General features: G+C 36.8%; 22 protein-coding genes. 3 read left to right on the top strand and 19 right to left on the bottom strand.

Going from position 1 to position 24060, the window contains the following annotated elements:
- Positions 1-126: 126 nt before the first annotated feature.
- From ACTJKN_RS16850 to ACTJKN_RS16840, 3 genes are all read left to right on the top strand, one after another.
- A complete protein-coding gene (locus ACTJKN_RS16850; protein ID WP_440826809.1) occupies positions 127-2718 on the top strand; it encodes a hypothetical protein in 2592 nt (863 codons plus the stop codon).
- Between the two features lie 74 nt (positions 2719-2792).
- Entirely contained in the window at positions 2793-3056 is a 264-nt protein-coding gene (locus ACTJKN_RS16845; protein ID WP_440826807.1) for a hypothetical protein, read from the top strand.
- Positions 3057-3101: 45 nt separating this feature from the next.
- A complete protein-coding gene (locus ACTJKN_RS16840) occupies positions 3102-3266 on the top strand; it encodes a hypothetical protein (protein WP_440826805.1) in 165 nt (54 codons plus the stop codon).
- Between the two features lie 181 nt (positions 3267-3447).
- On the opposite strand, the gene ACTJKN_RS16835 is transcribed toward ACTJKN_RS16840, so the two are convergent.
- The 19 genes from ACTJKN_RS16835 to ACTJKN_RS16745 all read right to left on the bottom strand — a co-directional run bounded on the left by ACTJKN_RS16835 (position 3448) and on the right by ACTJKN_RS16745 (position 24051).
- Entirely contained in the window at positions 3448-4287 is an 840-nt protein-coding gene (locus ACTJKN_RS16835) for an OmpA family protein (protein ID WP_440826803.1), read from the bottom strand.
- Between the two features lie 108 nt (positions 4288-4395).
- Positions 4396-5055: a DUF2461 domain-containing protein gene (locus ACTJKN_RS16830; RefSeq protein WP_440826801.1), complete on the bottom strand. Its 660-nt coding sequence runs from the start codon at positions 5053-5055 to the stop codon at positions 4396-4398.
- Between the two features lie 83 nt (positions 5056-5138).
- Positions 5139-5537, bottom strand: coding sequence for a DUF983 domain-containing protein (locus ACTJKN_RS16825; RefSeq protein WP_440826799.1), 399 nt, complete (start codon positions 5535-5537; stop codon positions 5139-5141).
- A 4-nt stretch (positions 5538-5541) separates the two neighbouring features.
- A complete protein-coding gene (locus ACTJKN_RS16820) occupies positions 5542-5814 on the bottom strand; it encodes a hypothetical protein (RefSeq protein ID WP_440826797.1) in 273 nt (90 codons plus the stop codon).
- 96 nt (positions 5815-5910) lie between these two features.
- Positions 5911-6738, bottom strand: a complete 828-nt coding sequence (locus ACTJKN_RS16815; RefSeq protein ID WP_440826795.1) for a hypothetical protein — start codon at positions 6736-6738, stop codon at positions 5911-5913.
- 80 nt (positions 6739-6818) lie between these two features.
- A complete protein-coding gene (locus tag ACTJKN_RS16810) occupies positions 6819-8174 on the bottom strand; it encodes a DUF4302 domain-containing protein (RefSeq protein WP_440826793.1) in 1356 nt (451 codons plus the stop codon).
- An 8-nt stretch (positions 8175-8182) separates the two neighbouring features.
- Positions 8183-9559, bottom strand: a complete 1377-nt coding sequence (locus ACTJKN_RS16805; protein ID WP_440826791.1) for a substrate import-associated zinc metallohydrolase lipoprotein — start codon at positions 9557-9559, stop codon at positions 8183-8185.
- A gap of 9 nt (positions 9560-9568) precedes the next feature.
- Positions 9569-11041: a RagB/SusD family nutrient uptake outer membrane protein gene (locus ACTJKN_RS16800; protein WP_440826789.1), complete on the bottom strand. Its 1473-nt coding sequence runs from the start codon at positions 11039-11041 to the stop codon at positions 9569-9571.
- Positions 11042-11055: 14 nt separating this feature from the next.
- On the bottom strand, positions 11056-14685 hold the full coding sequence (locus ACTJKN_RS16795; protein WP_440826787.1) for a SusC/RagA family TonB-linked outer membrane protein: 3630 nt from the start codon (positions 14683-14685) through the stop codon (positions 11056-11058).
- Between the two features lie 343 nt (positions 14686-15028).
- Positions 15029-16189, bottom strand: a complete 1161-nt coding sequence (locus ACTJKN_RS16790) for a FecR family protein (protein ID WP_440826785.1) — start codon at positions 16187-16189, stop codon at positions 15029-15031.
- A gap of 62 nt (positions 16190-16251) precedes the next feature.
- Complete coding sequence (locus tag ACTJKN_RS16785) at positions 16252-16851, bottom strand: RNA polymerase sigma-70 factor (protein ID WP_440826783.1); 600 nt, start codon at positions 16849-16851, stop codon at positions 16252-16254.
- Positions 16852-17076: 225 nt separating this feature from the next.
- Positions 17077-17619, bottom strand: coding sequence for a DUF420 domain-containing protein (locus ACTJKN_RS16780; protein ID WP_440826781.1), 543 nt, complete (start codon positions 17617-17619; stop codon positions 17077-17079).
- A gap of 87 nt (positions 17620-17706) precedes the next feature.
- On the bottom strand, positions 17707-18402 hold the full coding sequence (locus ACTJKN_RS16775) for an SCO family protein (RefSeq protein WP_440826779.1): 696 nt from the start codon (positions 18400-18402) through the stop codon (positions 17707-17709).
- Positions 18402-18755 (bottom strand): cytochrome C oxidase subunit IV family protein, encoded by a 354-nt coding sequence (locus tag ACTJKN_RS16770; RefSeq protein WP_440826777.1) that lies wholly within the window; start codon positions 18753-18755, stop codon positions 18402-18404. Before ACTJKN_RS16770 ends, ACTJKN_RS16775 begins: the two co-directional genes overlap by 1 nt.
- Positions 18756-18780: 25 nt before the next feature.
- Positions 18781-19494: a cytochrome c oxidase subunit 3 gene (locus ACTJKN_RS16765; protein ID WP_086547888.1), complete on the bottom strand. Its 714-nt coding sequence runs from the start codon at positions 19492-19494 to the stop codon at positions 18781-18783.
- 31 nt (positions 19495-19525) lie between these two features.
- Entirely contained in the window at positions 19526-20092 is a 567-nt protein-coding gene (locus ACTJKN_RS16760) for a cytochrome c oxidase subunit 3 (RefSeq protein WP_083488668.1), read from the bottom strand.
- 15 nt (positions 20093-20107) lie between these two features.
- Positions 20108-21016: a heme o synthase gene (gene cyoE, locus ACTJKN_RS16755; RefSeq protein WP_440826775.1), complete on the bottom strand. Its 909-nt coding sequence runs from the start codon at positions 21014-21016 to the stop codon at positions 20108-20110.
- Between the two features lie 12 nt (positions 21017-21028).
- On the bottom strand, positions 21029-22087 hold the full coding sequence (locus ACTJKN_RS16750; protein ID WP_440826773.1) for a COX15/CtaA family protein: 1059 nt from the start codon (positions 22085-22087) through the stop codon (positions 21029-21031).
- A gap of 83 nt (positions 22088-22170) precedes the next feature.
- On the bottom strand, positions 22171-24051 hold the full coding sequence (locus ACTJKN_RS16745; RefSeq protein ID WP_440826771.1) for a cytochrome c oxidase subunit I: 1881 nt from the start codon (positions 24049-24051) through the stop codon (positions 22171-22173).
- Positions 24052-24060 lie beyond the last annotated feature (9 nt).

Raw genomic sequence — 24060 nt, 5'->3', positions numbered from 1 at the left:
CATTGCTATTCATTTTTATGCAATCCATTTCATTCATTTTATTCATACAAGCCATTCTTGGTGAATAGATTTCTTCAATTGTGAAATTATGATGACATTAGCGGTAGTCATCCCATCTGTCAATTAATGAATGCTAACGATCTCCTTATCGAACTCAGGAAGTTTGTCCTTATAAAATCTGGTTTGAGAAATATCGACCCAGCTCATTGTAAGATTATTTCCGAGTATGTATTTCAAGAAACCAAAAACTACGTAAGTGAAACAACCATCAAGAGATTCTTTGGCTTTGCAAACACCTTACATAAATTCTCTTTATTTACTTTAAATAGCTTATCACAATATATAGGCTATAACGATTGGGACTCATTTTGTAAAGACAAGGAAAACCAAACTACCTCCGTTCAAAGTATCTGGCAAGATTTAAAGCTAAAAGCACATGCCATTACAGAGATATCGTTAATTGCAAATAAAAATAATTCCGGCGTTCCATTTAATGCTACCGCCAACAGAAGTTTTTTTTACCCTGATTTTGATTACTTCTTAAAAAACAACTACCAGTTTACAACCATAAGTGCTCAACCTGGTCAGGGAAAATCGATACTGCTTGCACACATGGTAGAGTATTTTTTCTTATCAGAAAATGCCCTCTACAAAAACGATATCGTTTTATTGGTTAACTCTAGCAGTATCAATACCATTATCCAAAATGGAGACACTTTAAAAGACTGGTTTTTAAAAGAATTTAAATTCGGGAGCCTTACCGAGTTAATCAGTTTTTTCAAAAAAAACCCCGAAAAGAGAGAAGGCCGCTTCATTATTATTGTTGATGGTATTGATGAACATTTAGCAAGAAGTAATTATTTTAAAACGTTTATCGACTTTTTATACAGCATTGAAGAAAACAACTTTGTTAAGCTCGCATTTGGCCTGCGAACGAATAGTTGGATTAATCTTCAACCCGCTATTTACGGTTCTGCATCTTTAACTAAAGCCTGGTATACGGGCTTATTTTATGATGAGGAAACCCTAAGCAATGTACCATCGTTAAATGTTGATGAGGTACTCTATACCTTAAGCAATATAGAAAACAAAATTATCAACCGGGCAGATGTAAGCCTTCCCCTATTAACTCAGTTTAAAACACCATTCTGGTTACAGGTTTATTTCAAGCTCAAAGATGAGAACCACCATCTTGAGCTGAGTAACCCTTTATTACGTTATGAATTAATTAGCTATTTCTTAGAAAAACGCGTATTCCTGGCAAAAAAAAGCACAGAAAAAGTATTTCTCCTTAAAAAAATAAGTGATAGCATTTCAGAAGGAAATAAAAAATTAAGGGTTTCTAAAGAAAAAATCCTGAGTTATATCAACTGTTATCCCGATGCATACGAAGAACTTTTACATGCCGGGATCATCATCGAAGAAAAAAGGCTAAGTACAGCCATCCCTACAGAAATTGTCCGCTTTTTAAACGACGATATTTATACCTATTTCCTATTTATACAAATTACTGATAAGTTTGAATACAGGCCTTGTAAATCATTTTTCGAGCATATATTAAACAGTTTCCCTGGCCAAACCTCCCTGAGAGACTATATACTTAACTGGGCAATTAGGTTCTGCATCACCAGAAATGAGATTGCAGCTTTAAAAAACATTTTCAGGCTACCATTTACCAACAGTGAAAAAAACAGTGCTTTCGATTTTATCTGTTATGTATCTAAATACGAACTTGGCAAACCCAATTCTAATTTCAATAAGTTAAGCATTGGTGTCGATTTTATCGACATTATGGCTACAGGGCGAACCATGAGCAACCTGTATAAGGAAACCATCAAAACCATTTCAGAAAACGTACTCAATGAAGACATTCAGATTATGCTGCATGTAATAGAATGCAACGTTAATCTTATTGATGTGGATAAAGTGGCCTTAGCCAATACCATGCAGCTGTTAAAGCGGAACTACAAAAGATTAAATGAGCTGTTCCCTATTAACCCTTATGATTTAATTCTTTATTTCTACAATAACCTGGTTAATAAACCTAATGAGAGTAAAACGCTAGAAGATAAAATAATAAAACTTTGCCAGGAGATAGATGAGAGTAAACCGCAGAAAAACGAAGAGATCACTTCTGCTGAAATACTCTCTTACCGATTGGTATTGATTACTTTATTTTCTCAAAAAAGCTATGCAGAATGCCACCGCTTTATCATGGCTATTTTGAGTAAGTATCCCAATATTTTTTATGTGAGATATTCCGTTTTCTCGCCTTTTTTATTGCTTCATTTAGGTCAAACCTATATCAAGCTTAACTATTTTAAAAAAGCACAGCGCATTATACAATTTGTTGATAAAATCATCAGCAGCGATTACACCTACTATACCAATTTTATATTGGCCAGCTTTAGTGTATTTAAAGCCAACTTTTACAATGCTACACATAATTACGAACAGGCACTTGTAGAAACTAATATCGGTTTGGGCATTACGGGAAAGAATGATTTTAAGATGTTCGAGATTGCCCTGTTATTAAGTAAGATCGATACCTTAAAACATACCGAAGAATCAGAAGAAGTATCTAACGTAATTAAAGAACTGCTAAACTATTTAACGGTACATAAACTCTCTATGCCCGATTATTCCAACCTAAGCAGTCACGAGTTCGAACATACTTTTAAGATTTTAAAATCTTACCGCCGGCACCAAAACCTATAAAAAAGCCCTGCGACTGTTGCAATGCTTTTCCTAACACAGGTCACTCATTTCCTAAGTCTAAAATGCTTTTTTTTATGGAGCGGAAGGCCTGTATAAAACACTATGTTTCTTCCCGTTTTACGCTTTTACGCTTTCCCGAAAGTTCGGGACCTCGTTGCTGCCGGGTAACGCTGCAACCGGGCCTAACGGGCCAAAACAGTCTTTCATTTTCGGGGATGCAGGGTGCAAACCCCTTGTTCATAAACCCGATTGGAACGGATGCCGATTTTCCTTCAAAATTGGCAGGAGGGAAAGCGGGACTGCAAGCCTCCAAGAACCTCAAGCCACTCATTTCCTAAGTCTAAAATGCTTTTTTTTGGAGCGGAGAGCCTGTATAAAACACTATGTTTCTTCCCGTTTTACGCTTTTACGCTTCGCTTCCTCGTACCTCGTTGCTGCAGGTAACGCTGCAACCGGGGCTAAATGGCAAAAACAGTTATTCATTTTTAGGGCTGCAGAGTGCACAAACTTTGTTCTTAAACCCGACAGCAGCGGCAGCCTCCGATTAAGCACCGATTTATGTTATATTTTGGTGTGCTTGCTTGTTTCACAGGTCTTCTATCAGAGCTACAGCGAATGGCGGGGCTGAGCGCATCCAAGAACCACAAGCCATTAGTTTCCTGATTCGAAGAACAGTGAATATGTTTATTTCGGTTTGGTGAGACACCAAACCGATAACGAATTATATCCTTATTTAATCAGGTTATAAAGTTCATCCAGCTTAGGAGAAAGTACAATCTCTATCCTTCTGTTTTTGCTTCTTCCATCTGCATTTGCGTTGGTACCCAACGGCTGGAACTCGCCCTTACCTGTAGCCGTCATCCTTACACTTTCTACCTTCTCATTCTCTGTTAAATAACGTACTACAGAGGTAGCCCTTAACACACTTAAATCCCAGTTATCTTTAATCTGCCCCAGGTTATTTATTTTCTGGTTATCGGTATGGCCTTCAACAGCAATGTTTATCTCGGGTTGTTGTTTTAATACATTGGCCAATTGGGTGAGGGCCTGTTTTCCTTTTTCATCGATAATAATACTTCCCGAAGGGAACAATAGTTTATCCGTTAGTGAAACATAAACTTTGCCATTTTTAATCTCTACGGTTAAACCGCTTTTGGTAAAGCCCAATAAAGCCTGTTGAAGTTTTTCTTTCAATGCATTGGTGGCCTCATCACGTTTACGCAAAACTTCTTCTACTTCTTTTAAACGTTTTTCGCGGGCAGCTAAATCTCCGGATAGTTTGGTAATTTCTGATGACGAATTATTTTTAAGCTTTTTATAGCTCGCATCCATTTCATTGTAATTGTTCTGCAGATCGCGAAGTTCTTCAGCCATTAAGGTAGTATCCTTTTTAAGCTTACCTACTTCTTTTTCTAAATTTTCGATTTTAATTAAGCCTTCATTAAAAGCAGTATATAACGAATCTTTAGTGCCCAATAAGGCTTTGTACTTTTTAGGTGAAAGCACAACACAAGAGCTAATTGAAGAGATAAATAAGAGCAGCGCAATTGCAAAAAAGGTATTTTTCATATTTTATTGTCAAGATTTGAGTATCAAGTATCAAGATCTTTTATAGCTTGAATATTGACTATCGGTTAATGATTATTTTGGTATTGGTCATTGAAAATTAACAGTTCGTTATTGCTCAATAGCATTCCGTAAAAATGCAACTAATGGTTGTACTGTTTTAAAAGAACTTATCAACTTATTAACGAGGTTTGGTTTTAAAAATTCTTCATCTTCGATTTCTGTGGTGGCCTCGAAGCTTTTCAATTTTAAAAATTCGATATTTGGATCTGCAGGATCATAACCCTTAGGTGCATTTTTAAGTGCATTATCAAAACCGAGTTTAAAGTTTTTCTTAAAGGCTGCGTTGTTAATAATTTCTTTAAAATCGCCAATATTATAATCAATCTCTTGCCTGATCAATTTTAAATGCGGTGCATCTGGCATCCAGTATCCACCGGCAATAAAGCTTTTCCCTGGCTTGATATGCAGATAATAACCGGGTTCGTTCCCTCCTTTTTTGGTAGAAAACCAGATGCCGAAGTTATTTTTATAAGGGTCTTTATTTTTGCTGAAGCGCACATCACGATAAATGCGTAAAAGGCATTTCTTTGGATCCATCTCTCCTGAAAGCATTGGGTCTACTTTGGCCAGCTCTGGGATAATACTTGCTACAAGCCTGAGTACATCGGCCTTTGCATGTTCATAAACTTCTTTGTTGGCGGCAAACCATTCGCGGTTGTTATTCTCCGCTACGTCTTTTATAAAACTAAGGGTTTCTTTTTTTAACATACAGCATGGGGTTAACTGGTTAATTGTTTAATCGCTAAATTTAACAATTAACCAGTTTATAGGATTTAAACGATTAACCAATACTACTTATCGTAATATGGCTTATACTTAATGTTCGGCGATAAAATATGGAGCAGTATAATTCTCGAATAGCGATAATTAAACGGATACAGGATAAAACAACCTGCAAAAATAACGATGAGATAATGCCAGAAAGTATCGTCGGTAAGCGGGCCGAAAATTAAATAGGTTAGAAAACTCGCGAAAAGCATTTCGATTACATTCATGGCATAACTTACGTACATAGCGGCATAGAAATAGCCTGGTTCAATCTCTATACGTTGTGCGCAATGCCCACAGATTTCTTTGGTATGCTGAATGTTCCAGCCATACATACTGCCTGTAAAAATATCTCCCCTACGGCAATGCGGACACTTACAATGTATAATGGCATAAAGTTTTGAGGTAGTTTGCTCAGACATGCTTTTAATTGAGATTAAAAGGTTCTTTTTTCATGTTGAGATGAATATTCTTTTTGCGGTATTTTTTATACCAAACCACGCCCACAATAACAGCCATTAAATAAGGAAGAGATAAAAGATATAACACTCCGGTATTTAAGCCTGCTGTTTGTGTATTTCCGTTTTTAACACCTTGCTCGGCATTAATGGTACACATAGAACATTGTGCGTTAACATAGGGTGTTATTGCACATGTAAACACCAGCACCAATAGGATAAAAATTGCTTTCTTCTTCATTTGATACAAATATAAGCATAAAACGATTGGAGGGGTTTAAAAATTATGTCATAAAAAAACCCGCTATTGAGGCGGGGTTTTAAGTGCTCCAAAAGATTAAGGAATAAGTAATTCATCCATATAATTTTCAGAGGCGTATGCGTAATAGTAGAATCTCGGAAGAGAGCTATGAAAGAGATTATTCAATTGATTCATTCTATTTCTAACTGCATCCATCATTGGATATCCGGCGGAATAAGTACTGAAAGGTATTGCACCATAAGCATCCCTGGAATTGCCCCAGCCATTAATTGCTATCCCGAAAAAATCATTTAATGCTGGAGAGTAAAGATTAAACGGGCTATTTAAAACCGTTTGGAATGTACTGTACATATCAAGAAGCAAAACATCTTCAGGCTCTAACATGCCGTTATTTGGATGATCCAATCGCAACATTAAAATTTTGGCTAATCTTTCATCGAAGTAGACATCTAAAAATTGTTGTTCTGTATTTGTAAGAGGCTGAATTATTATACTGGGCCCGCCAATCGCTGGATTTATACTATTAGAAATGAATTTATTCACAAGAGCTTTTGCAACTGCATCATTTGGTACAGGTTCTATAACGTATATATTAAATATTGGAACAGCAGGCATTGGATCTGGAAAGTGTACGTTACTGAAATCAGGCCACCATTTGGGCAAGCTCGTTTCACATTGCAAATAATCGTTTAATTTTAATTGTAATGAAAGGGTATCGGCTGGATCAATATATACGCCACAGGTACTGTTGTTGCCATAAGGTATCGATATTTTATTCTCGTGGAGTGATAGTGTGTTTTTATTGCTGACAGAATTATTTATAGGAATGACTTTTTCTTGTTTTTTACAAGAAGCAAATGACAACAACAAAAAAGTAGCAATAACCAATTTAAATTTTTTCATGAGCTTTAATTTAGTTAGTAAAGTTATAATTATTGGGAAAACCCCGCCATCGGGGCGGGGTTTAACGAAAGCGTGTTGAATTATTTTAATAAAAAGGTCATCACAATTGCAGGATTTTCCACACTTGTCATTCTACCATATAAAACACCCCCACTTGAGAAATAATCGAAAACTACGCGATTATTTAAAATGAAAGTATAAAATCTAGATAGCGGACCTGAAACATATCCACCCGATGGGGCTGAAAATTGCGTAAACTTATATATGCCACTAGCGTCTGTTGTGTAGGTGTAAGATGAAGTGGTTACCCATCCCCCAGTTTCGGTCGGCCCACTCTGACTACTCCTACCATTGATCAAAAACCTTTTGTTTACAATATTCCAATCCAAATCAATTCTACCATAATTAAAAGCAAAACCACCTGTAATAGCAGGTATTAAACCGTTATGGAAATAATTTAAAATATCAGCACCCGCTGCGGAAGTTCCCGGATAAATTGTTTTGTATTCAGATCTTAAACCTGAGTATTTCGATCCAAACAATAAGTGTAATGGAACCAATGGTACGGTGGAGTTGTTAACAATATATTCTTTACCAGTGCTATCATAAATCGCTAACGTATTGGCATCTTTCCATGCCATGCGCACAAATTTAATCCCGTTCCAAATCAAGCCGTCACCAAGAATAGAGACGCCATTGATAGTGTAAGCAAACTTCATATTTGCCGAAGCGATCGTTGTTCCATCAGCTAAAACTCCAGTTAAATCAATTCTCTTTCCTGAGTTCAGAGAGTTTGTAGAGTTTAAGGTTAATGTTACTTTCAACGTATTAGTGCCAGAAACCACTTCGATAAAAGGGTTTGCATTATTGACAAAAAACGCCTTGAATTTATCGATAAGCGTTTTATATTGAGCGCTTTCATATGCCGTTTTTTGTGCAGCAGTGGCCTTAACCATTTTAAGCACCTGACGATATTTTTTACCTGTTAAAATCAAGCTATCCGCGGTAGATCTTTCAAATAAAAACTCTACGTCACTTCTTAATCCTGTTCCGGTTACCCCACCAAATGAACTAGGATTTGGGTCACTCAATAAAGAGATGTAGTTATAAGTATCGAAAATTAATTCAGCACCTGCATTGGCTTTAACCCGATAAGTGGAAGGGGCAATTTTAGATGCAGATTCATCTGTTAAATCCCCCGCCATTTGAACAACCTGATTCGCACGATCAAAAGTCATGTAAAAACCGTAACCACCACCACCTGCAGTAGGCAAGGTAGCAATCCAGCCGTTTGGAGAAGAGGCCAAAATAGTATTCACCTCTTCAATTGACTGATTCATGCGTACCTCAGGGCGATCATCAAAATTTAATTCTTCTTCTTTTTTACAGCTTGCAAATGTCAGCAAGACCATAAATAAATATAATAATTTCTTCATAGTTATAATTATTGCCCTAATAGTCCATAGAAATAGTTGGTCGGTGTTCCAGATACATAGAAGCCACCATATTTATTATAATTATCTGCATTAATAGTTGTCGGCAACCAATCTGCAATAAAATTGTTATTAACAAGATAGTTAATCAGAGGTTGTGCTCCTGTTTGAATAACTGTGGCATTACCCCATGTTCCTGTTGTACCTCCAGCAGTACCTACTGTAAACCTTGTTTGTCCACTGGTTGCGTTTAATGCCATATTAAAATTATAGGTGGCTTCGAAGGCAGAACCTGCTGTATTTGTATAATAAAGTGACAAAGTCATAGCAGTTGAACTTGTAAACGACAGCTTAGCATAATTAAAAACACGACCAGCATTTCCAACTGCAGCAACAGCTACTTTAGTTGCTTGATAAGCAGCTTTGAAATCACTAGATATTCCACTTGTATTATAAACTGGATCAGAATCTAAATTAATGGTCATTGATTTATATAAATTCTGCCCCATCCAGTAACGGAAGCTGGCTTGTTGATACTTATATTGATTGCGAACGATATTCTGAATTTCCATTTGCAGCGCTCTGAAATCAATACCCATATTGGTAAAATACTGTACAACACTTGCTTCTTTGGCTTTTAACGCTGCTTTACCGACTGCTTTTGAACTGTTTGCTCGTGCATCGAACCAGGCTTGACCAAACACCAGTAAGTGAGATACTGTTTCTGCAAAATCTTCACCTGGCTGACTTGAAGCATAAGGGGTTACATACCCATTATTTCTTGCGGTAGTATCATGTGTACTTGTCCAGGTTGCCAAATAAGTAGACTTGGTAATGTTCTGAAAATCATCAGGCATAGGAACGATTTGATTCAAAGTATGCGTAAACTCATGATGAATGGTTTTTAATTTTCCCACCACATCGCCTGGAACATTTATATTAAAATCGTTTACTGCATAAATGGTAATGTTTCTACCAGCAGCAGCCGTTGCCAATGTATATGAATTATCGGGATTGTAAGAACCAGAGCCAAACAACACAAATTGTTTAGGCACCATCTTTTTAATAAAGGAGGTACCCGCAATTTTTCGGTAAGGCAAAATAAAACCTTCTAAAACAGTTTGCATCTGAGACTGAACTTTATCAACTTTTACAGCCGCCACATCACGGTCATCTCCATGAAAGAAACGGTTGTAGCGGTAAATAACATCAATATTATATTCATCTAAAAATGTCGTGGTTAGCCATTTATCAAGCGGCGTATTCGCTACAGGGTTATCGATGTTGTATTGGCTAAAATCGACATTTAAAGGATCCTCTTTTTTACAGGAGTTTGCTAAAACCACCATTAGCAGTAAAGCAAATAATTTAAATATGTTCTTTTTCATAATTAGAAATTATCTTGGATTTAGTGGAACATTTGATAATAATGCTTCTTGAGGGATCTGGAAAACTCTGCGAAGATCGGTTGGACCTAACTCATCAAAAGTTTCTACACCAGCTGTATCATACTTGTTGTGTCTAACAGTTAATCCGTGGCGGATGATATCCAGCCACCTTAAACCCTCTTGTAAAAATTCTGCTTTTTTGCTTTCTAAAATTAATTTAATGATCACCTCTTTCGGATCAGAGATGCTGTAGAATGCAGTAATCTTTGGCAACGTTGCTGCATCAGAACTTGCACTATAATTACTGATCTTCGTACTTAAGAATGTATTCATATCTCTTAATGCATTATCAAACTGACCTAATTGTGCGTATGCTTCTGCTCTGTTTAATAAAGATTCATCAACCGTAAGCAATGGTGCAATTAGATATGGGAACCCGATATCAGCACCAGGGCTAACGCGATGGAAATATTCCTTGAATTTATAAGTGGTATAATGAGGAACTCCATAAGATAGGATTTTATCCGCTCTGGTTTTACCCGTAAAGTTACCCGCCAGGCTGAACATTTTAACCATGTTAATGCCATAACCATAACGAGGCGAAGTCTGTCTCTGCCAGCCAGAATATTGCTCGGTTAGCAACAAAGTAGATTTTTGATCTGATCTAGTGAACATGGTTCTGAAATCTTCTGTTCCTGCAGCTCTATAAGTGCTGTTAACAGGCCTTAAGTTGTTGAAGAAATCACCACCTGATACGGTTGCTGATGATTCATCAATTACCTTTTGCCATTCACCTTTGAATAAATAGAACCGCGATGCAAAAGCATGTGCAGCTGCCGGCGTAAAGTGATATTTTGGAACGGTGTAAGCTGTTGCAGATAATAAGGCCATTCCTTCCACTAAATCCTTTTCAATTTTCTCGTAAGTAGATTTTACAGTACCTCTGTCATATTGAGCTATAACCTTTGTTTCTGGAGCCGTTACATAAGGAATGCCAGGAGAGTCATTCGAACCGCCAATTGCATAAACTTTCGAAAAAAGTGTAACCAACATAAAGTGCGCATAAGCACGTGCTACCAAAGCTTCTCCTTTGTAAGGTAAAACCGCGTTGCCCAGGTTATTTTTTTCTATGGCTTCCAAGGCCTGGTTAGCTGCTGCAATAGCTTCATAACAACTGTTCCAATAAGCAGTGGTAGAACCAGTTCCATCACCAATTACATCTTGCCAGTTGTATGGCCTGCTAATTACATCATCCAAACCACCAACGCCATTACCTTTATCTTCAGCATTATCTGATGCAGATTCTGTAAAGTAGTAATAGTCACGGCCAGGGTAAGCTGTTGTTACCAATTGTGCAACTTTTTCAACAGAATTAATTTGTGTTCTATTATCTGGTTCAGTATCTAAATATTTATTACACGATTGTGTAGAAAACATAACACCCAAACCGAATAATAAGATATGTATCTTATTTAATTTCATAATTTTAGTTTTTTTTAGAATCCAACCTTTAGTGATAATGTATATTGTTTTGGAATAGGTAAAGCCACCCCTCCTGATCCGAAGAACTCAGGGTCTTGACCATTTAATCGTTTATCTGAATACAGTAGCGCAATATTATTTCCAATTAATGAAATTGATGCATTAGACATGCCCAGTTTTGCAGCCCATTGTTTTGGGACATCATAACCGATTGAGATTTGCTTAAATCTGATGAAGTCGCCTTTTGCTACACGCTCTGTCGAATAATTGTAAAGGTTGTAGGGATATACAGCCCAAACCGTTGATCCATCAGCATCCTTAACAGTCTGATTCACATCGTATGGATCGAGCAAGGCAGGAATGTTGGTAAACGCTTCATCGCCAGGCTTAATCCATCTGTTCAACATATCTTTCGACATTGAATAGATATCTGAATAAGATGCCTGATAAGTTGGGTCTAGACGTACGTAATTACCTGCTTGAAATGTAAATAAAGCCGAAACAGTGAAGTTTTTGTACCTGAACTGGTTATAAAAACCACCTGTTAACTTTGGATCAACCGGACCTTCGTATTTTAAATGTTGGGTATTTGTACTTTGCAAATTGATGTAAGTGTTGCGCCTTCCATCTTCGTCAATATAATATGGAAATCCTCTGTTATGATCTAAACCATCAAATTGAATTGAGAACAATCCACGTTGAGAATATCCTTTTAAAACGCCACCATCAGCATCTACTAAGCTGAAAATATTAGGACTAACTTCAAGATTTGTGATTTCATTGGTATTGTAACCGAAGTTTAAATTAGTTCTCCAACCAAAATCTCCAGCTTTAACTGGGGTACCGCCAATGGTTAGCTCCAAACCTTTACTTTTCATGGAAGCATAGTTGGCTGTTTTCTCAAACTGACCACCAATACCGGAGGTTCTGATGGTACCAATCAAATCAAAAATATTTCTTTTATAAACATCAACAGTTACGTTTACCCTATTCTGGAAGAATGCCAAATCAGCACCAATGTTTAATTCTTTATTTTTCTCCCAGGTAAGTTCAGAATTTTCTAAGCCGGAGATGTAAGTGGCTGTTTCTTTCTCATTATCATACGGCCTTCTTGTTACCTGATTATAGTATATTGCCGATGAGTTTCTGGCGTTACCAATGTTTGCAGTTAAACCATAAGTAGCGCGTAATGCTGCTGCAGTAAAGATTTTGCTATCCTGAGGCCAGAATGCTTCCTGATTAATAAACCACTTACCCGATATATTCCAGGTTGGTAACCATCTCGCAGTTCTGCTACTTCCCATTTTGTTCGATCCATCTAAACGACCAGAAGCATTGATGGTATAACGTTCCTTATATGAATAAGCGCCATTTAATAGGAAACCAGCGAATCTGTCGTAAGTATTACTCATACCAAAATAAGGGAATCCAGATTCTTGAGCCCATTTGAAATATTTGTAGGCCGAATTTACAATCCCCCCGTTTTCATATTGATATCCAACACCATCGAAGTTTTCTGCTTGCCTGTCGGTGTAGCGTACCTCCATTAAACCCATTCCATAAACATGATGATCTTGCCCGAAGATTTTATCATAAGTTAATTTTTGATTGAAGTAGTAGTTTTTCAGGTTATCGGTTTTTGTATTGTAGAAACCGCCTTCAGGTAAAACGCTTACTGGTAACCTTGTTGGATCTTCCGGATCAGTGTACAAATACTTGTTTGAACCAATTGTTGTCGCATCAGATGTATTGCGATAGGCTAATACCATATTTGCATTTTCTAAGATATAATGTTGACGTTCGGTTTTCGCAAAACGGTAGGCTGCATCAACTGAGTAGTTTAACGAAGGAATAATTTGATATCTCAATCCTCCTTGAACTTTGAAGTCAATCTGCCCTAATTTTAAATAATTGTTATCAATCTCATGAAGAATATTGAATGGTGAAAAATTTCTGGTAAAAAACTCACGGTTCCCATTTTCATCAAAAGCAGTCATTGTTCTGCTCGTATTCAAAGCATACGAATATGGGTTGATGTCGAAATCTCTAGAAAATTTTCCATAAACCGGATCAGATGTTCTTTCTAATGTACCCGGCGCACGTTGATCACGAACAGAACCATTGGCAAGCAATTCAAAACTTAGCTTATTAGTTACTTTACCATTAATCCTGAAATTACCTGTGAAACGATCTACATTATTTCCAATTGTTTGACCATTATCATGCAAGTACGAAGTTGAAGCATATGTTTGAAACTTCTCTGTACCTGAATTAACACTCATTGAGTGTTCTTGTAGTAAAGAATTTTTAAATAGTACATCAAACCAATCCGTATTTGCATTCGCATAACGTTGCAAGAAGTTGTTTCTACTCTGGATGTCGTTTCTTAGTGCGAACGAATCCGTTGATGGATTGTAATCGTACAATGAATTATACATTTTATAGAAAACACCACCTTCAGAACCTCTCGATGCGCTGGTATGCTGAAAAAAGCCTTTGTTCTCCAACTCCAATAAAACGGACATTTGATCTGCCGAATTTAGAATATCGAAGTTATCATAAGTAGGCTTTAAATACGTTGTGAAGTTTCCGGTGTAACTAATTTTAGGTGCTCCATCGGTAACTCTACCTTTTTTTGTGGTTACAACAACAACACCATTCATTGCACGGGCACCATATAAAGCAGTTGCTGCCGCATCCTTCAAAATGGTAAAACTTTCGATATCATCCGGATTAAGGCCGGCAACAGAAGAACCGATAAGTGTGTTGGCATCACCGGTTGAAAGTGCCTCATTGGAGATATTTACCACGTCTTCCAAAATGATACCATCCACTACCCAAAGTGGTTTGTTATCACCAGAAAGTGAAGTAGCACCACGAACACGGATTTTAGGTGCTGCACCAAATGTACCTGAAACGTTTTGAACAGAAACACCGGCAACCTGACCTTCTAACATTCTAGAAACATCAGGAATACCATTACGTTGTGCATCTGATGCCTTTACTAATGTTGCTGAACCTGTAAATAACTTTCTATCAATGTTTTGATAACCATTGGATACCACATTTACTTCTTTAAGTTGAGCAGCGTCTTCTTCAAGCGTAACATTAATAACCGTTTTACTGCCAATAGGTACCTCGAGTGTTTTGTAACCTATAAAGCTAAAGGTTAAAACGCCACCCTCTGTTACCGAAATAACATAATCGCCCGATCCATTGGTTGATACCGCATTGGCAACTCCTTTTTCTCTTACACTTACGCCTGGGAGTACTGCGCCACTTTTATCTCTTACCTTACCAGTTATTTTTACTGCAGCAAAATAACCAACTACTTTATCGAAAATACTCTTTTCCTTAGGTTTAATTAAGATCGTTTTATCTTCAATAGTATAGGTTAAATTCCGTCCTGAAATAATTTTAGCCATTACCTCTTCTATAGTCGCATTATTAAAATTGGCATTTAAAGTAGTAGCGCTTTTAATGGTGTTGGTCGATAATAGTACATCATAACCAGATTGCTGTCTGATTTCCCTAAACATTTTCTCTAATGTTACATTTTTCTCCTTTAATGTAACCAGCTGGCCAAATGAAGCTGCACTTACCTGCATTAGCGAGGCAAGTAATATGACCGTAACTAACTTCATAATTAATAGCAATTTAGGTATGTAGCGTCGATGCGTACATAAAATTCTAATATAAATTTTGTACATTTAATAGTCTGTTTTTGTGCGAAGCGCAATAAAGTTTAGACGCCAAAAAGCGTTTCGCGGTTATCCAAGAAATAATTGATTTTTAATCGATTCCGGCTTACGGAATAGCTAAACAGATAATAAAGGGGGTGTTGCAAGCACTCCTTTTTTATTTATTCAACGTTGAATCGTCAGGAGTTTTGTCGAGGTTTATTCATCATTTGTTAAGTTTTAGGTTAAGTTGATTAATTAGTTATTTTTAGAGATAAAGGTTAGTTACGCCTTCATCTTTTCTCGTTTATTCTTTATAGACAATTACTTTATTGCCTTTGATATCGAAACGCACCTCTCCGGTCTGCTCAAATTTTCTTAATACTTTCGAAATTTTTTCAAAACGGCTTACCGTTCCATAGTACATTACCTCTTTTGCATCTGCATCGGCATATTCTATTTCGACATTATACCAACGGGCAACTTTGCGTAAAATGCTTTCTTGCCTTTCGTTATTAAACATAAAATAGCCTTTTTTCCATGCGATTGATTCATCAACATCTACTTCTTTTATATCCATGCCCGAAACAGATACCAAAGATTGCTCGCCAGGTTTAAGCACCTCACTCTCATTGGTAATATTATGCGAAACACGTACACTCCCTTCCAACAAAGTGGTTTTAGTTACCCTTTCATCTTTATAGCTATTAATGTTAAAGTGTGTACCCAATACCTCAACAGACTGCTTATCGGTTTCTACAATAAAAGGATGTGCTGCATTTTTAGTTACTTCAAAATAAGCCTCCCCATCTAATTTCACTAAGCGCTGTTTAGCGGTTCCAATATTTAACGAATATTGGATTGAAGATGCTGCATTTAACCAAACCGTAGAACCATCGGGCAATTTGATCTGCCATTCGCCACCGTTAGGCGTAGAAATCGTATTTAATCTGGTATCATTAATATTTTCGGATTCAGCCAAGGTGTAAACCAATTGCCCATCGGCAGTTTTGGTGATAGAGAAGCCGGCTTCTTTGGCAACATCACCATTCATCACATCTGAAAGTGAAATTTTCTTTCCATCCGCCAGGGTGAGAATAGCTTTGTTTTTTCCCGGTGCCACGTCAGTAGCAAAAACATGCTCTTTCTTTTTCTGTAGAGAGAGGTAAGCAGTGAATGAAAACACAATAAAAACAACTGCAGCGGCAGCCCATTTTAAGCTGTTCATTAAAATCCGCTTAGGCGATTGGATTGGTTTATCTACCAAAAGAATTTTATTTAGAACCGGATTCCATTTTTCGTCAACAACATTAACCGCACATTCTTCTTCTGCGATAATCATTTTCACGATTTCGTCAGAAAGTAATGATGTGCTGTTTTCTGCCAAAACTAAAAGTTCTTCTCTTTCGGCCTGGCTTAAGGTTTTAGCTGTAAACTGTTGTAAGAGATAATGTATGCGTTCTTCCATAAAGATTCTGATATTAAGAAGCCGCAAAATAAAATTAGGACTATCGGGATATTAATTTTTTTCTATTTTATTTTCAAAAAGAAAAAAATTATGGAAAAAAAGAACACAATCCCATGTTGATCGAGGTGTATACGTATCGATTTAAGGGCAATTACCAGGGCATTTTTAACGGTATTAGGCGAGATATTGAGTATTTCTGCAATTTCAGGTATAGTTTTACCATCGCGTCTGCTTAATTGGTATATATTTTTGCGCTGATCAGGTAATTTTTCGACAGCAACAGCAATAATTTTCGTTATCTCGTTTAAATTAATAGTTTCTACGGTATTATTATGGCTATTTTGTTGTTTCGCGGTAAATGCATCAACAACTCTATCTTCTTTTAATTTTTTACGCAAGTAGCTTAAACATTCGTTTGAAACATATTTATATAGATAGGCTTTCACATTATCAACTTCCGCTAATTTATCGCGATTTAACCAAACCCTTAAAAATGAATCCTGAATAATTTCTTCTGCCGCATCTTCAGATTTAGTAAACTTAGCGGCAAAAATCTGGAGTACAGGAAGGTATTTGAAGAAAAGGACAGAAAAAGCCTGCTCATCTCCCCCTACGATTTTATCAATCAGCACATGTTCCTTGTCTGCGTTCCTTAGCGCCATAAAATTAGTTCATCACAATTTACTATATCTTCCATTATTCTGAGGCGTAATAATAAATAGATTTATCATTAAAAGAGAAGAAAGATTTAAACTAAAACATTTTAGTATGATAATAGGCTTCTTTACCAAATATACTGATTAAGAAATTTTAGCTGGCAAAAAATTAATTAAAAATAAAACCCCTACTTTTTAGGGTAGGGGTTCAAAAGTTAAGGTAGGATAACCTTAGTATGAATAATACGGTGATATCATCAGATAAACCACTACTCCGGTTATGGCTACATACAGCCACAGTGGAAAAGTAATCCTGGCAATTTTTCTGTGGCGATCAAAACGCTCGGCCAACGCCCTTACATAAGTAACCAATACCAATGGAATAATGGCTATTGACAATAGGATATGCGTTAACAAAATAAAGAAGTAGGCATATTTAATAGCGCCCTCACCACCAAATTTGGTAGATGGCGTAGTCATATGATAAGCGATATACATCACCAGAAACAATAAAGAACAGCCGATAGCAGTCTTCATGAGGTTTTGGTGTAATTGTATTTTACCGTTTTTTATTGCCCATACAGCCACTACTAAGAGTACAGCTGTTATTCCATTAATGGTAGCGTATATTGGCGGCAAAAAAGGCAAGGTAGGTGCATCAATACCTAAATCTTTCAGCTTTACCACAAATAAAAAGGCTACGGCTACGGGTATAAGGATAGAAAGAATAATGATCCACTTGTTATACTTTTTCTCAATTGGGCTATTTTCCATGAGTTTTTTAAATCTCTTTTATATTATTATTATTTTGTATCGACTTAGGACTTCAAACGCTAAGCCCTAAACATAACGCTAAGCCAACTACCTACCATCTTTAAGATTTCTTAAGTATTCGGCAATAAGTACTTTTATTTCATCCTCTAACCTGGCGTTTGCTTCAGCATTATCTGCATCATAAATACCACGTATACGGTGTAGATTATCAATAAGTACTATTTTATTGCTAAAAAGAAAATTGGTTTTCTCTTTCGTTTCGTCTGCAACTACATCAAGTAACAAACCTTTTCTGATCAGCGGATAAGTTTGAATGGTATCGCCAACCAGAAAATCCCATTTTCCAGCCTTTGCTTTAAACTGTTCGGCAAAATCTTTTATTCTACCATTATCAAGTGGATCAACAGAGAGGCTTAAAAATTTAACCAAAGGTTTTTGCTCATACCCATCAGATAATTTCTTGATGTATTTACTTGTTCCTTGATTATTTGCACCGGTATAAAACATATTCAGTACCACAATCTTGTTCTGCAACGATTTCCAGGTAACTGTATCGTTATGCTGGTTTATGAGTTTAAAATCAGGAACCTGATGGTAAATGGTATCTGGGATTTTCTTTCCTTTTACACTGTGAAAAGTTGATGCAACTACTTTTTTACCAAAGATGGGTAAACTCTTATACCGATTCTTGGCGAAGTGCGGCAATAAGTAAAAAAACAAAAATCCCGGTATAGCTAAAATGCTTACCAGGATTATTACCTTTTTTATAGGACTTCTTTTCATTAATGGTTCATCATGTGGATGTTTAAAAACCCACCTTCTATTAACATTAAAACAATAAAGTAAATAATGAAAACAAATGAAACTGTTAATGCAAGCTGCAAACCTAGCTTTTCATATTTTAAGTGCATAAAATAAGCTACAATATAAAATGCTTTTAACAGCGTTAATGCGATATAAATGTAATTACCAACATGTTGAGTCATATATCCTTTAGGAATGAAAACCAATGCGATAATAAACTCTATAACTGTAATTAATAAAAGGATACCAAAAACTTTCCAGATTTTACCCTTTGATAAACCTGCATGGTCATCGTGGCCGTGGCCTTCTGTGCTATGTGCGTTCTCTGACATAAAAATATTTTTATAATATGATAAATTAAACCAAATAGAAGAATGTGAATACGAACACCCAAACTAAATCAACAAAGTGCCAGTATAAACCCACTTTCTCTACCATCAGATAATGTCCTCTTTTCTCAAAAGTTCCATTAATTGTCATGATCAAAATGATGATGTTAATGATTACTCCACTAAATACGTGGAAACCGTGGAAACCTGTAATGGTAAAAAATAAGTTTGCAAATTGTTGAGAAGCAACTAATGATACATCTTCTGGTTTAAGGAAGAAATGTTTTAATTCTTCTGCTGACGGAATATGTCCCCACCAGAAACCATCATGGTGTAAGTGAGTCCACTCAATAGCCTGACAACCTAAGAACATGAAACCACCAATAATGGTTGCAATCATCCAGCCGATAACTTCTTTTTTAGAACGTCTGTGACCAGCCTCTACAGCTAAAACCATGGTTACCGAACTCATGATTAAGATAAAGGTCATGATACCTACGAAAACTAATGGAGCGCCATGTTCTGCAATACCTGGAATAGATTGGAAAACCTTATCCGGAGCTGGCCATGTTAATTTAGAAAAACGCTGAGCGCCGTAGTAGATCAATAAAGATGAAAAGGTAAAAGCATCTGACAAAAGGAAAAACCACATCATGATTTTACCATATTCTACCGACCACGGAGAACGACCACCATTCCATGGTCCGGTTTTAACTTGATCTAATTGTGATACTGCATTCATTTGGAAATAGTATAATAGTTTGTTAACAAATTTAACGGTTCAAAAGTAAAAAAACATACAGATATATCCATAATATATCTATAAAATGCCAAAAAATAGAAGCAATTTCCATTCTATACTGGACTTTGGCAACTGGAAGGCTTTTATAGCTGCCTGCTAAAGCATTAATAATAAGGCCAACACCGCCAATAATATGTAATAAGTGCATGCCAGATACCACATAAATAAATGATATCGCAGCGTTATTTCCTACAAGGGTTGCTCCGGTTCTAACCATACTTCCCCAGGCATTAAACTGCATTACACCAAAAGCGATGGCTAATATTACGGTAATCCACAGCATGTTGCGCTGTAAGCTAAAGTTCAGTTTCTTTAAAGCTTTTGATGCCAGCACCAAGGTGATGCTACTGGCAATAATTACCAAACTAGAGTAAATAAAAGCATCAGGTAAAACTAAACCATGTCCCTTTCCCTTCGAAGCGGCAAATACCAGATAATAACTGGTAAAACCACCAAACATAATTGTTGATGATACGACAAATAACCAAACAATAAATTTCCTTGGTTTAGGGTCAAACGTATCCTGCATCTTTTCCATTGTTAGCACCATAAATTATTTTGCTATAAAATTTAATAATAAGCCCAACTGTACAGCGGGGATGTAAAAAAACGAACAGAACATTACTTTCTTGGCGTCAGCCAATTCTCTGTTCATTAAAAGTTTAAAAGCCAGCCAGCTAAATATAAGCCCTGCTATTAAAGATAAACCAGCAATGTAGTATCCACCAAAACCATATAGCGTTGGCAGTAAACTTACCGGAATTAAAATTAATGTACTTAAAAAGGTAAGCAAAGCAGAGGTTTTATCTCTTTTTTTTGTAGGTAACAACCTAAAACCTGCTTTCTTATAATCATCATCCAAAACCCAGGCAATTGCCCAGAAATGTGGAAACTGCCATACAAACTGGATTAAAAACAGAATGCCCGCAATGTAATAATCAATTTCGTGGAACATTTCGGCTTTTAAACTACCAAATGCTGCTAAATACCCAATAAGTGGTGGTAAAGCGCCTGGAATGGCGCCAACAAAAACTGCTATTGGCGATTTCCTCTTTAATGGTGTATAAGCAAAAGCATATAGCAAAATTGAAAATACAGAAAGCAAACCTGTTTCTAAGTTTAGTTTACCGAGTAACCAGGTACCCAAAAATGCCATAAAAACCCCCAGGATCAATCCTTGTCCGGTAGTCATTCTGCCTGCTGGCATAGGGCGATCTTTAGTTCTAGACATTAGCTTATCTAAGTCCTTCTCAATAATTTCGTTAAAACAGTTTGCAGCAGCGGTAACTAAAAAACCACCGGCAATCAATATTAGCCAGTTTCCCCAATCGATACTAGGGATATGGTCTCTACCCACCTGCATTTTCTGTCCGATCAAAAAAGAGATCGACGCCGAAAACACCACCGTAAACGATAGCCTGAATTTGACAAGTTTAGAAAAATCTGAAAGATATTGTTTCAATTTTCTTAAATATTATTGTTTATATGTACTTGTTCGGTAAACCAATAAGTACAGGTAAAACTGTAAACTAAATAACAGCGTAGAGAACAAAATGTGCAAAGCCTGCGCTGCCGGTGGAAAAGCTATATACGCTAAAGCAAAACCACTTAATAACTGTATGAGGAGCGTTATTAACATAAACCTTGCAGTTAACAACGGTGCAGCCTTACCACTAAAACGGTCAATAACCATTTTATATACTACTGCATTGGCAATTACTACGAGTATAGCTAAATCACGATGATAAGAGAATACTTCTCCTACTTTCGAAATCCATGTATTCTTGCTTCCATAAGAAAGTGATTTTGCAATCACATCTACAGCTTCTCTAACTTCAGTCCCTAAAACAATCTGAACAATACTGATTACAAGGGTAAAAAACAAAAATCCCTTTAGCCATGCTATTCGGTACATAATTACCGAAGGCGTTTTATTTAATTGCTTCGCATAATTGTAGGTATAAATAGATATCGCTAAAATAACCAATGCCAACAACATGTGTACAGTTACCACCCATTGCGCCAGGTTGGTAGAAACCACTATCGAACCTAACCAACCTTGGTATCCCACTACAAAAAGATTGAGGATACTGAGTAGAATAATTCGTTTAGCTGTTTTGCGGTAGGCAAATGAATACACAACTGTTAAAAACAAGAATATTCCTGCGGCTACCCCAGCCAATCTATTCAGGTATTCAGTCCAGGTTTTAGTTGGATTAAACGCTTCAGGTATTGTAATACTCTTATCATGCCTAATGCTATCAGCCAGGGCTACTTTACCCATGCTTTCCAGATACTTGGCAAATTTCTCATTCTTCTTTAACCTACCTGCCACATATTTCTCTTTATAATTGGCAGGAAGTTGCGATACATCAGTTGGCGGAATGTAACGATCGAAACATTTAGGCCAATCCGGGCATCCCATGCCAGATCCGGTACTGCGCACAATACCACCGGCAAGTATAACCAATAGCGTAACTATGATGGTTATAAGATTAATTCTAATGAAACGTTGTTCTGATCTGCTGACCATATATCTATTAAGATGAAAAGGGTATCCGGATAAGCAGAAACTTAATCAGATACCCCTTTTAAAATTTTATTTTTAAGCTTAAACTAGCCCTTGTTTTCTGCAACAGGGTTAGCTAATTCCCAATCTTGCTGTATTTTTTCTGCTTCTGCATTTCCTTCAAAATCGTGAGGCAAGTTAGAGCTCATGGTTTGAGAGAAAGGAACAGTTTGAGGAATAAAGTCAGCATCATGACCTGGTTTGCTATAGTCATATGGCCATCTGTAAACCGTAGGAATTTCTCCCGGCCAGTTACCATGTAGGTGTTCTACCGGAGCAGTCCACTCTAATGTATTCGATTCCCAAGGATTTTGAGGAGATACTTTTCCTTTAAAGATTGAATAAAAGAAGTTAAACAAGAACGCTACCTGAGCTAGTGCTGCCATAATAGCTGCCCATGTTACAAATACGTTAACAGTTAACCATTTCTTCATAAATTCAAACTCAGTAAATGCATAGTAACGACGAGGTACACCATCTAAACCTAAGAAGTGAAGCGGGAAGAATACCAGGTAAGCTGCAATGAAAGTTAACCAGAAGTGTAAATATCCCAATTTAGCATTCATCATTCTACCGAACATTTTAGGGAACCAGTGATACACACCTGCAAGCATACCAAAGATTGCTGCAGATCCCATTACCAAGTGGAAGTGGGCAACAACAAAGTAGGTATCGTGTAAGTTAATATCTAACGAAGCATTTCCTAAGAAGATACCGGTTAAACCACCAGAGATAAAGAATGAAACTAAACCGATAGCAAATAACATTGCTGGAGTGAAACGGATGTTACCACGCCATAATGTAGCTAAATAGTTAAAGGTTTTTACTGCTGATGGTACTGCAATAATCAATGTGGTAATCATAAACACACCACCCAACAATGGATTCATCCCCGTTACAAACATATGGTGACCCCATACGATGAACGATAATACGGTAATACCAATTAAAGAGTAAACCATTGCATGGTAACCAAAGATTGGTTTACGTGAGTTTACAGAGATAACCTCTGATGAGATACCCAATGCTGGCATAATTACGATATATACCTCAGGGTGACCTAAGAACCAGAATAAGTGTTGCCATAAAATTGGCGAACCACCTTCATTTGGTAAAATATCGGTACCCATTACGATATCTGATAAGTAGAAACTTGTTCCAAAACTACGGTCGAATACCATTAACACTACCCCAGCTACAAGAACAGGGAATGATAAGATACCTAAAATAGCGGTCAAAAAGAAAGCCCAGATGGTTAATGGCATTTTCCAAAGGTCCATACCTTTAGTACGCATGTTTAAAATTGTACTCACATAGTTAATACCACCCATTAAAGATGATGCTACGAAAAGTACCATACTGATTAACCATAAAGTCATACCTAAACCAGAACCTGGCATTGCCTTCTCTACAACCGACAATGGCGGATAAACCGTCCAACCACCTGATGCAGGACCTGTTTGGATAAAGAATGAAGACATCATGATTACACAGGCCATAAAGAAGAACCAGTATGAAAGCATGTTTAAGAATGGCGAGGCCATGTCTCTTGCTCCAATTTGAAGCGGAATAAGTAAGTTACTAAATGTACCACTCAATCCGGCGGTTAGTACAAAGAATACCATGATGGTACCGTGTATGGTTACCAAAGCCAGATAAAAGTCAGACTTAATACGCCCACCTTCAGCCCATTTACCTAAAAATGTTTCTAAGAAAGGGAAGTTTTGATCTGGCCATGCCAATTGAATACGGAATAAAATTGATAAGCCCATTGCTATTACCGCCATAATAATACCGGTAATCAAAAATTGCTTAGCAATCATTTTATGATCCATACTAAAGATGTACTTTGAAATCAAAGTCTCTTTATGATGCCCATGATCAGCGTGATCGTGATTGTGTTCGTCGTGTAATGCTATTGTTGACATAATTCGTTC

Source organism: Pedobacter sp. 22163, from assembly GCF_052045595.1.
Taxonomy (GTDB): Bacteria; Bacteroidota; Bacteroidia; order Sphingobacteriales; family Sphingobacteriaceae; genus Pedobacter.
The sequence above is the reverse complement of the archived record's forward strand: the minus strand, read 5'-3'. Positions and strand labels throughout refer to the sequence as shown.

Coding starts and splice junctions, on each gene's coding strand:
- ACTJKN_RS16850 (WP_440826809.1), top strand. CDS start 127: ATGAATGCTAACGATCTCCTTATCGAACTCAGGAAGTTTGTCCTTATA.
- ACTJKN_RS16845 (WP_440826807.1), top strand. CDS start 2,793: ATGGAGCGGAAGGCCTGTATAAAACACTATGTTTCTTCCCGTTTTACG.
- ACTJKN_RS16840 (WP_440826805.1), top strand. CDS start 3,102: ATGTTTCTTCCCGTTTTACGCTTTTACGCTTCGCTTCCTCGTACCTCG.
- ACTJKN_RS16835 (WP_440826803.1), bottom strand. CDS start 4,287: ATGAAAAATACCTTTTTTGCAATTGCGCTGCTCTTATTTATCTCTTCA.
- ACTJKN_RS16830 (WP_440826801.1), bottom strand. CDS start 5,055: ATGTTAAAAAAAGAAACCCTTAGTTTTATAAAAGACGTAGCGGAGAAT.
- ACTJKN_RS16825 (WP_440826799.1), bottom strand. CDS start 5,537: ATGTCTGAGCAAACTACCTCAAAACTTTATGCCATTATACATTGTAAG.
- ACTJKN_RS16820 (WP_440826797.1), bottom strand. CDS start 5,814: ATGAAGAAGAAAGCAATTTTTATCCTATTGGTGCTGGTGTTTACATGT.
- ACTJKN_RS16815 (WP_440826795.1), bottom strand. CDS start 6,738: ATGAAAAAATTTAAATTGGTTATTGCTACTTTTTTGTTGTTGTCATTT.
- ACTJKN_RS16810 (WP_440826793.1), bottom strand. CDS start 8,174: ATGAAGAAATTATTATATTTATTTATGGTCTTGCTGACATTTGCAAGC.
- ACTJKN_RS16805 (WP_440826791.1), bottom strand. CDS start 9,559: ATGAAAAAGAACATATTTAAATTATTTGCTTTACTGCTAATGGTGGTT.
- ACTJKN_RS16800 (WP_440826789.1), bottom strand. CDS start 11,041: ATGAAATTAAATAAGATACATATCTTATTATTCGGTTTGGGTGTTATG.
- ACTJKN_RS16795 (WP_440826787.1), bottom strand. CDS start 14,685: ATGAAGTTAGTTACGGTCATATTACTTGCCTCGCTAATGCAGGTAAGT.
- ACTJKN_RS16790 (WP_440826785.1), bottom strand. CDS start 16,189: ATGGAAGAACGCATACATTATCTCTTACAACAGTTTACAGCTAAAACC.
- ACTJKN_RS16785 (WP_440826783.1), bottom strand. CDS start 16,851: ATGGCGCTAAGGAACGCAGACAAGGAACATGTGCTGATTGATAAAATC.
- ACTJKN_RS16780 (WP_440826781.1), bottom strand. CDS start 17,619: ATGGAAAATAGCCCAATTGAGAAAAAGTATAACAAGTGGATCATTATT.
- ACTJKN_RS16775 (WP_440826779.1), bottom strand. CDS start 18,402: ATGAAAAGAAGTCCTATAAAAAAGGTAATAATCCTGGTAAGCATTTTA.
- ACTJKN_RS16770 (WP_440826777.1), bottom strand. CDS start 18,755: ATGTCAGAGAACGCACATAGCACAGAAGGCCACGGCCACGATGACCAT.
- ACTJKN_RS16765 (WP_086547888.1), bottom strand. CDS start 19,494: ATGAATGCAGTATCACAATTAGATCAAGTTAAAACCGGACCATGGAAT.
- ACTJKN_RS16760 (WP_083488668.1), bottom strand. CDS start 20,092: ATGGAAAAGATGCAGGATACGTTTGACCCTAAACCAAGGAAATTTATT.
- ACTJKN_RS16750 (WP_440826773.1), bottom strand. CDS start 22,087: ATGGTCAGCAGATCAGAACAACGTTTCATTAGAATTAATCTTATAACC.
- ACTJKN_RS16745 (WP_440826771.1), bottom strand. CDS start 24,051: ATGTCAACAATAGCATTACACGACGAACACAATCACGATCACGCTGAT.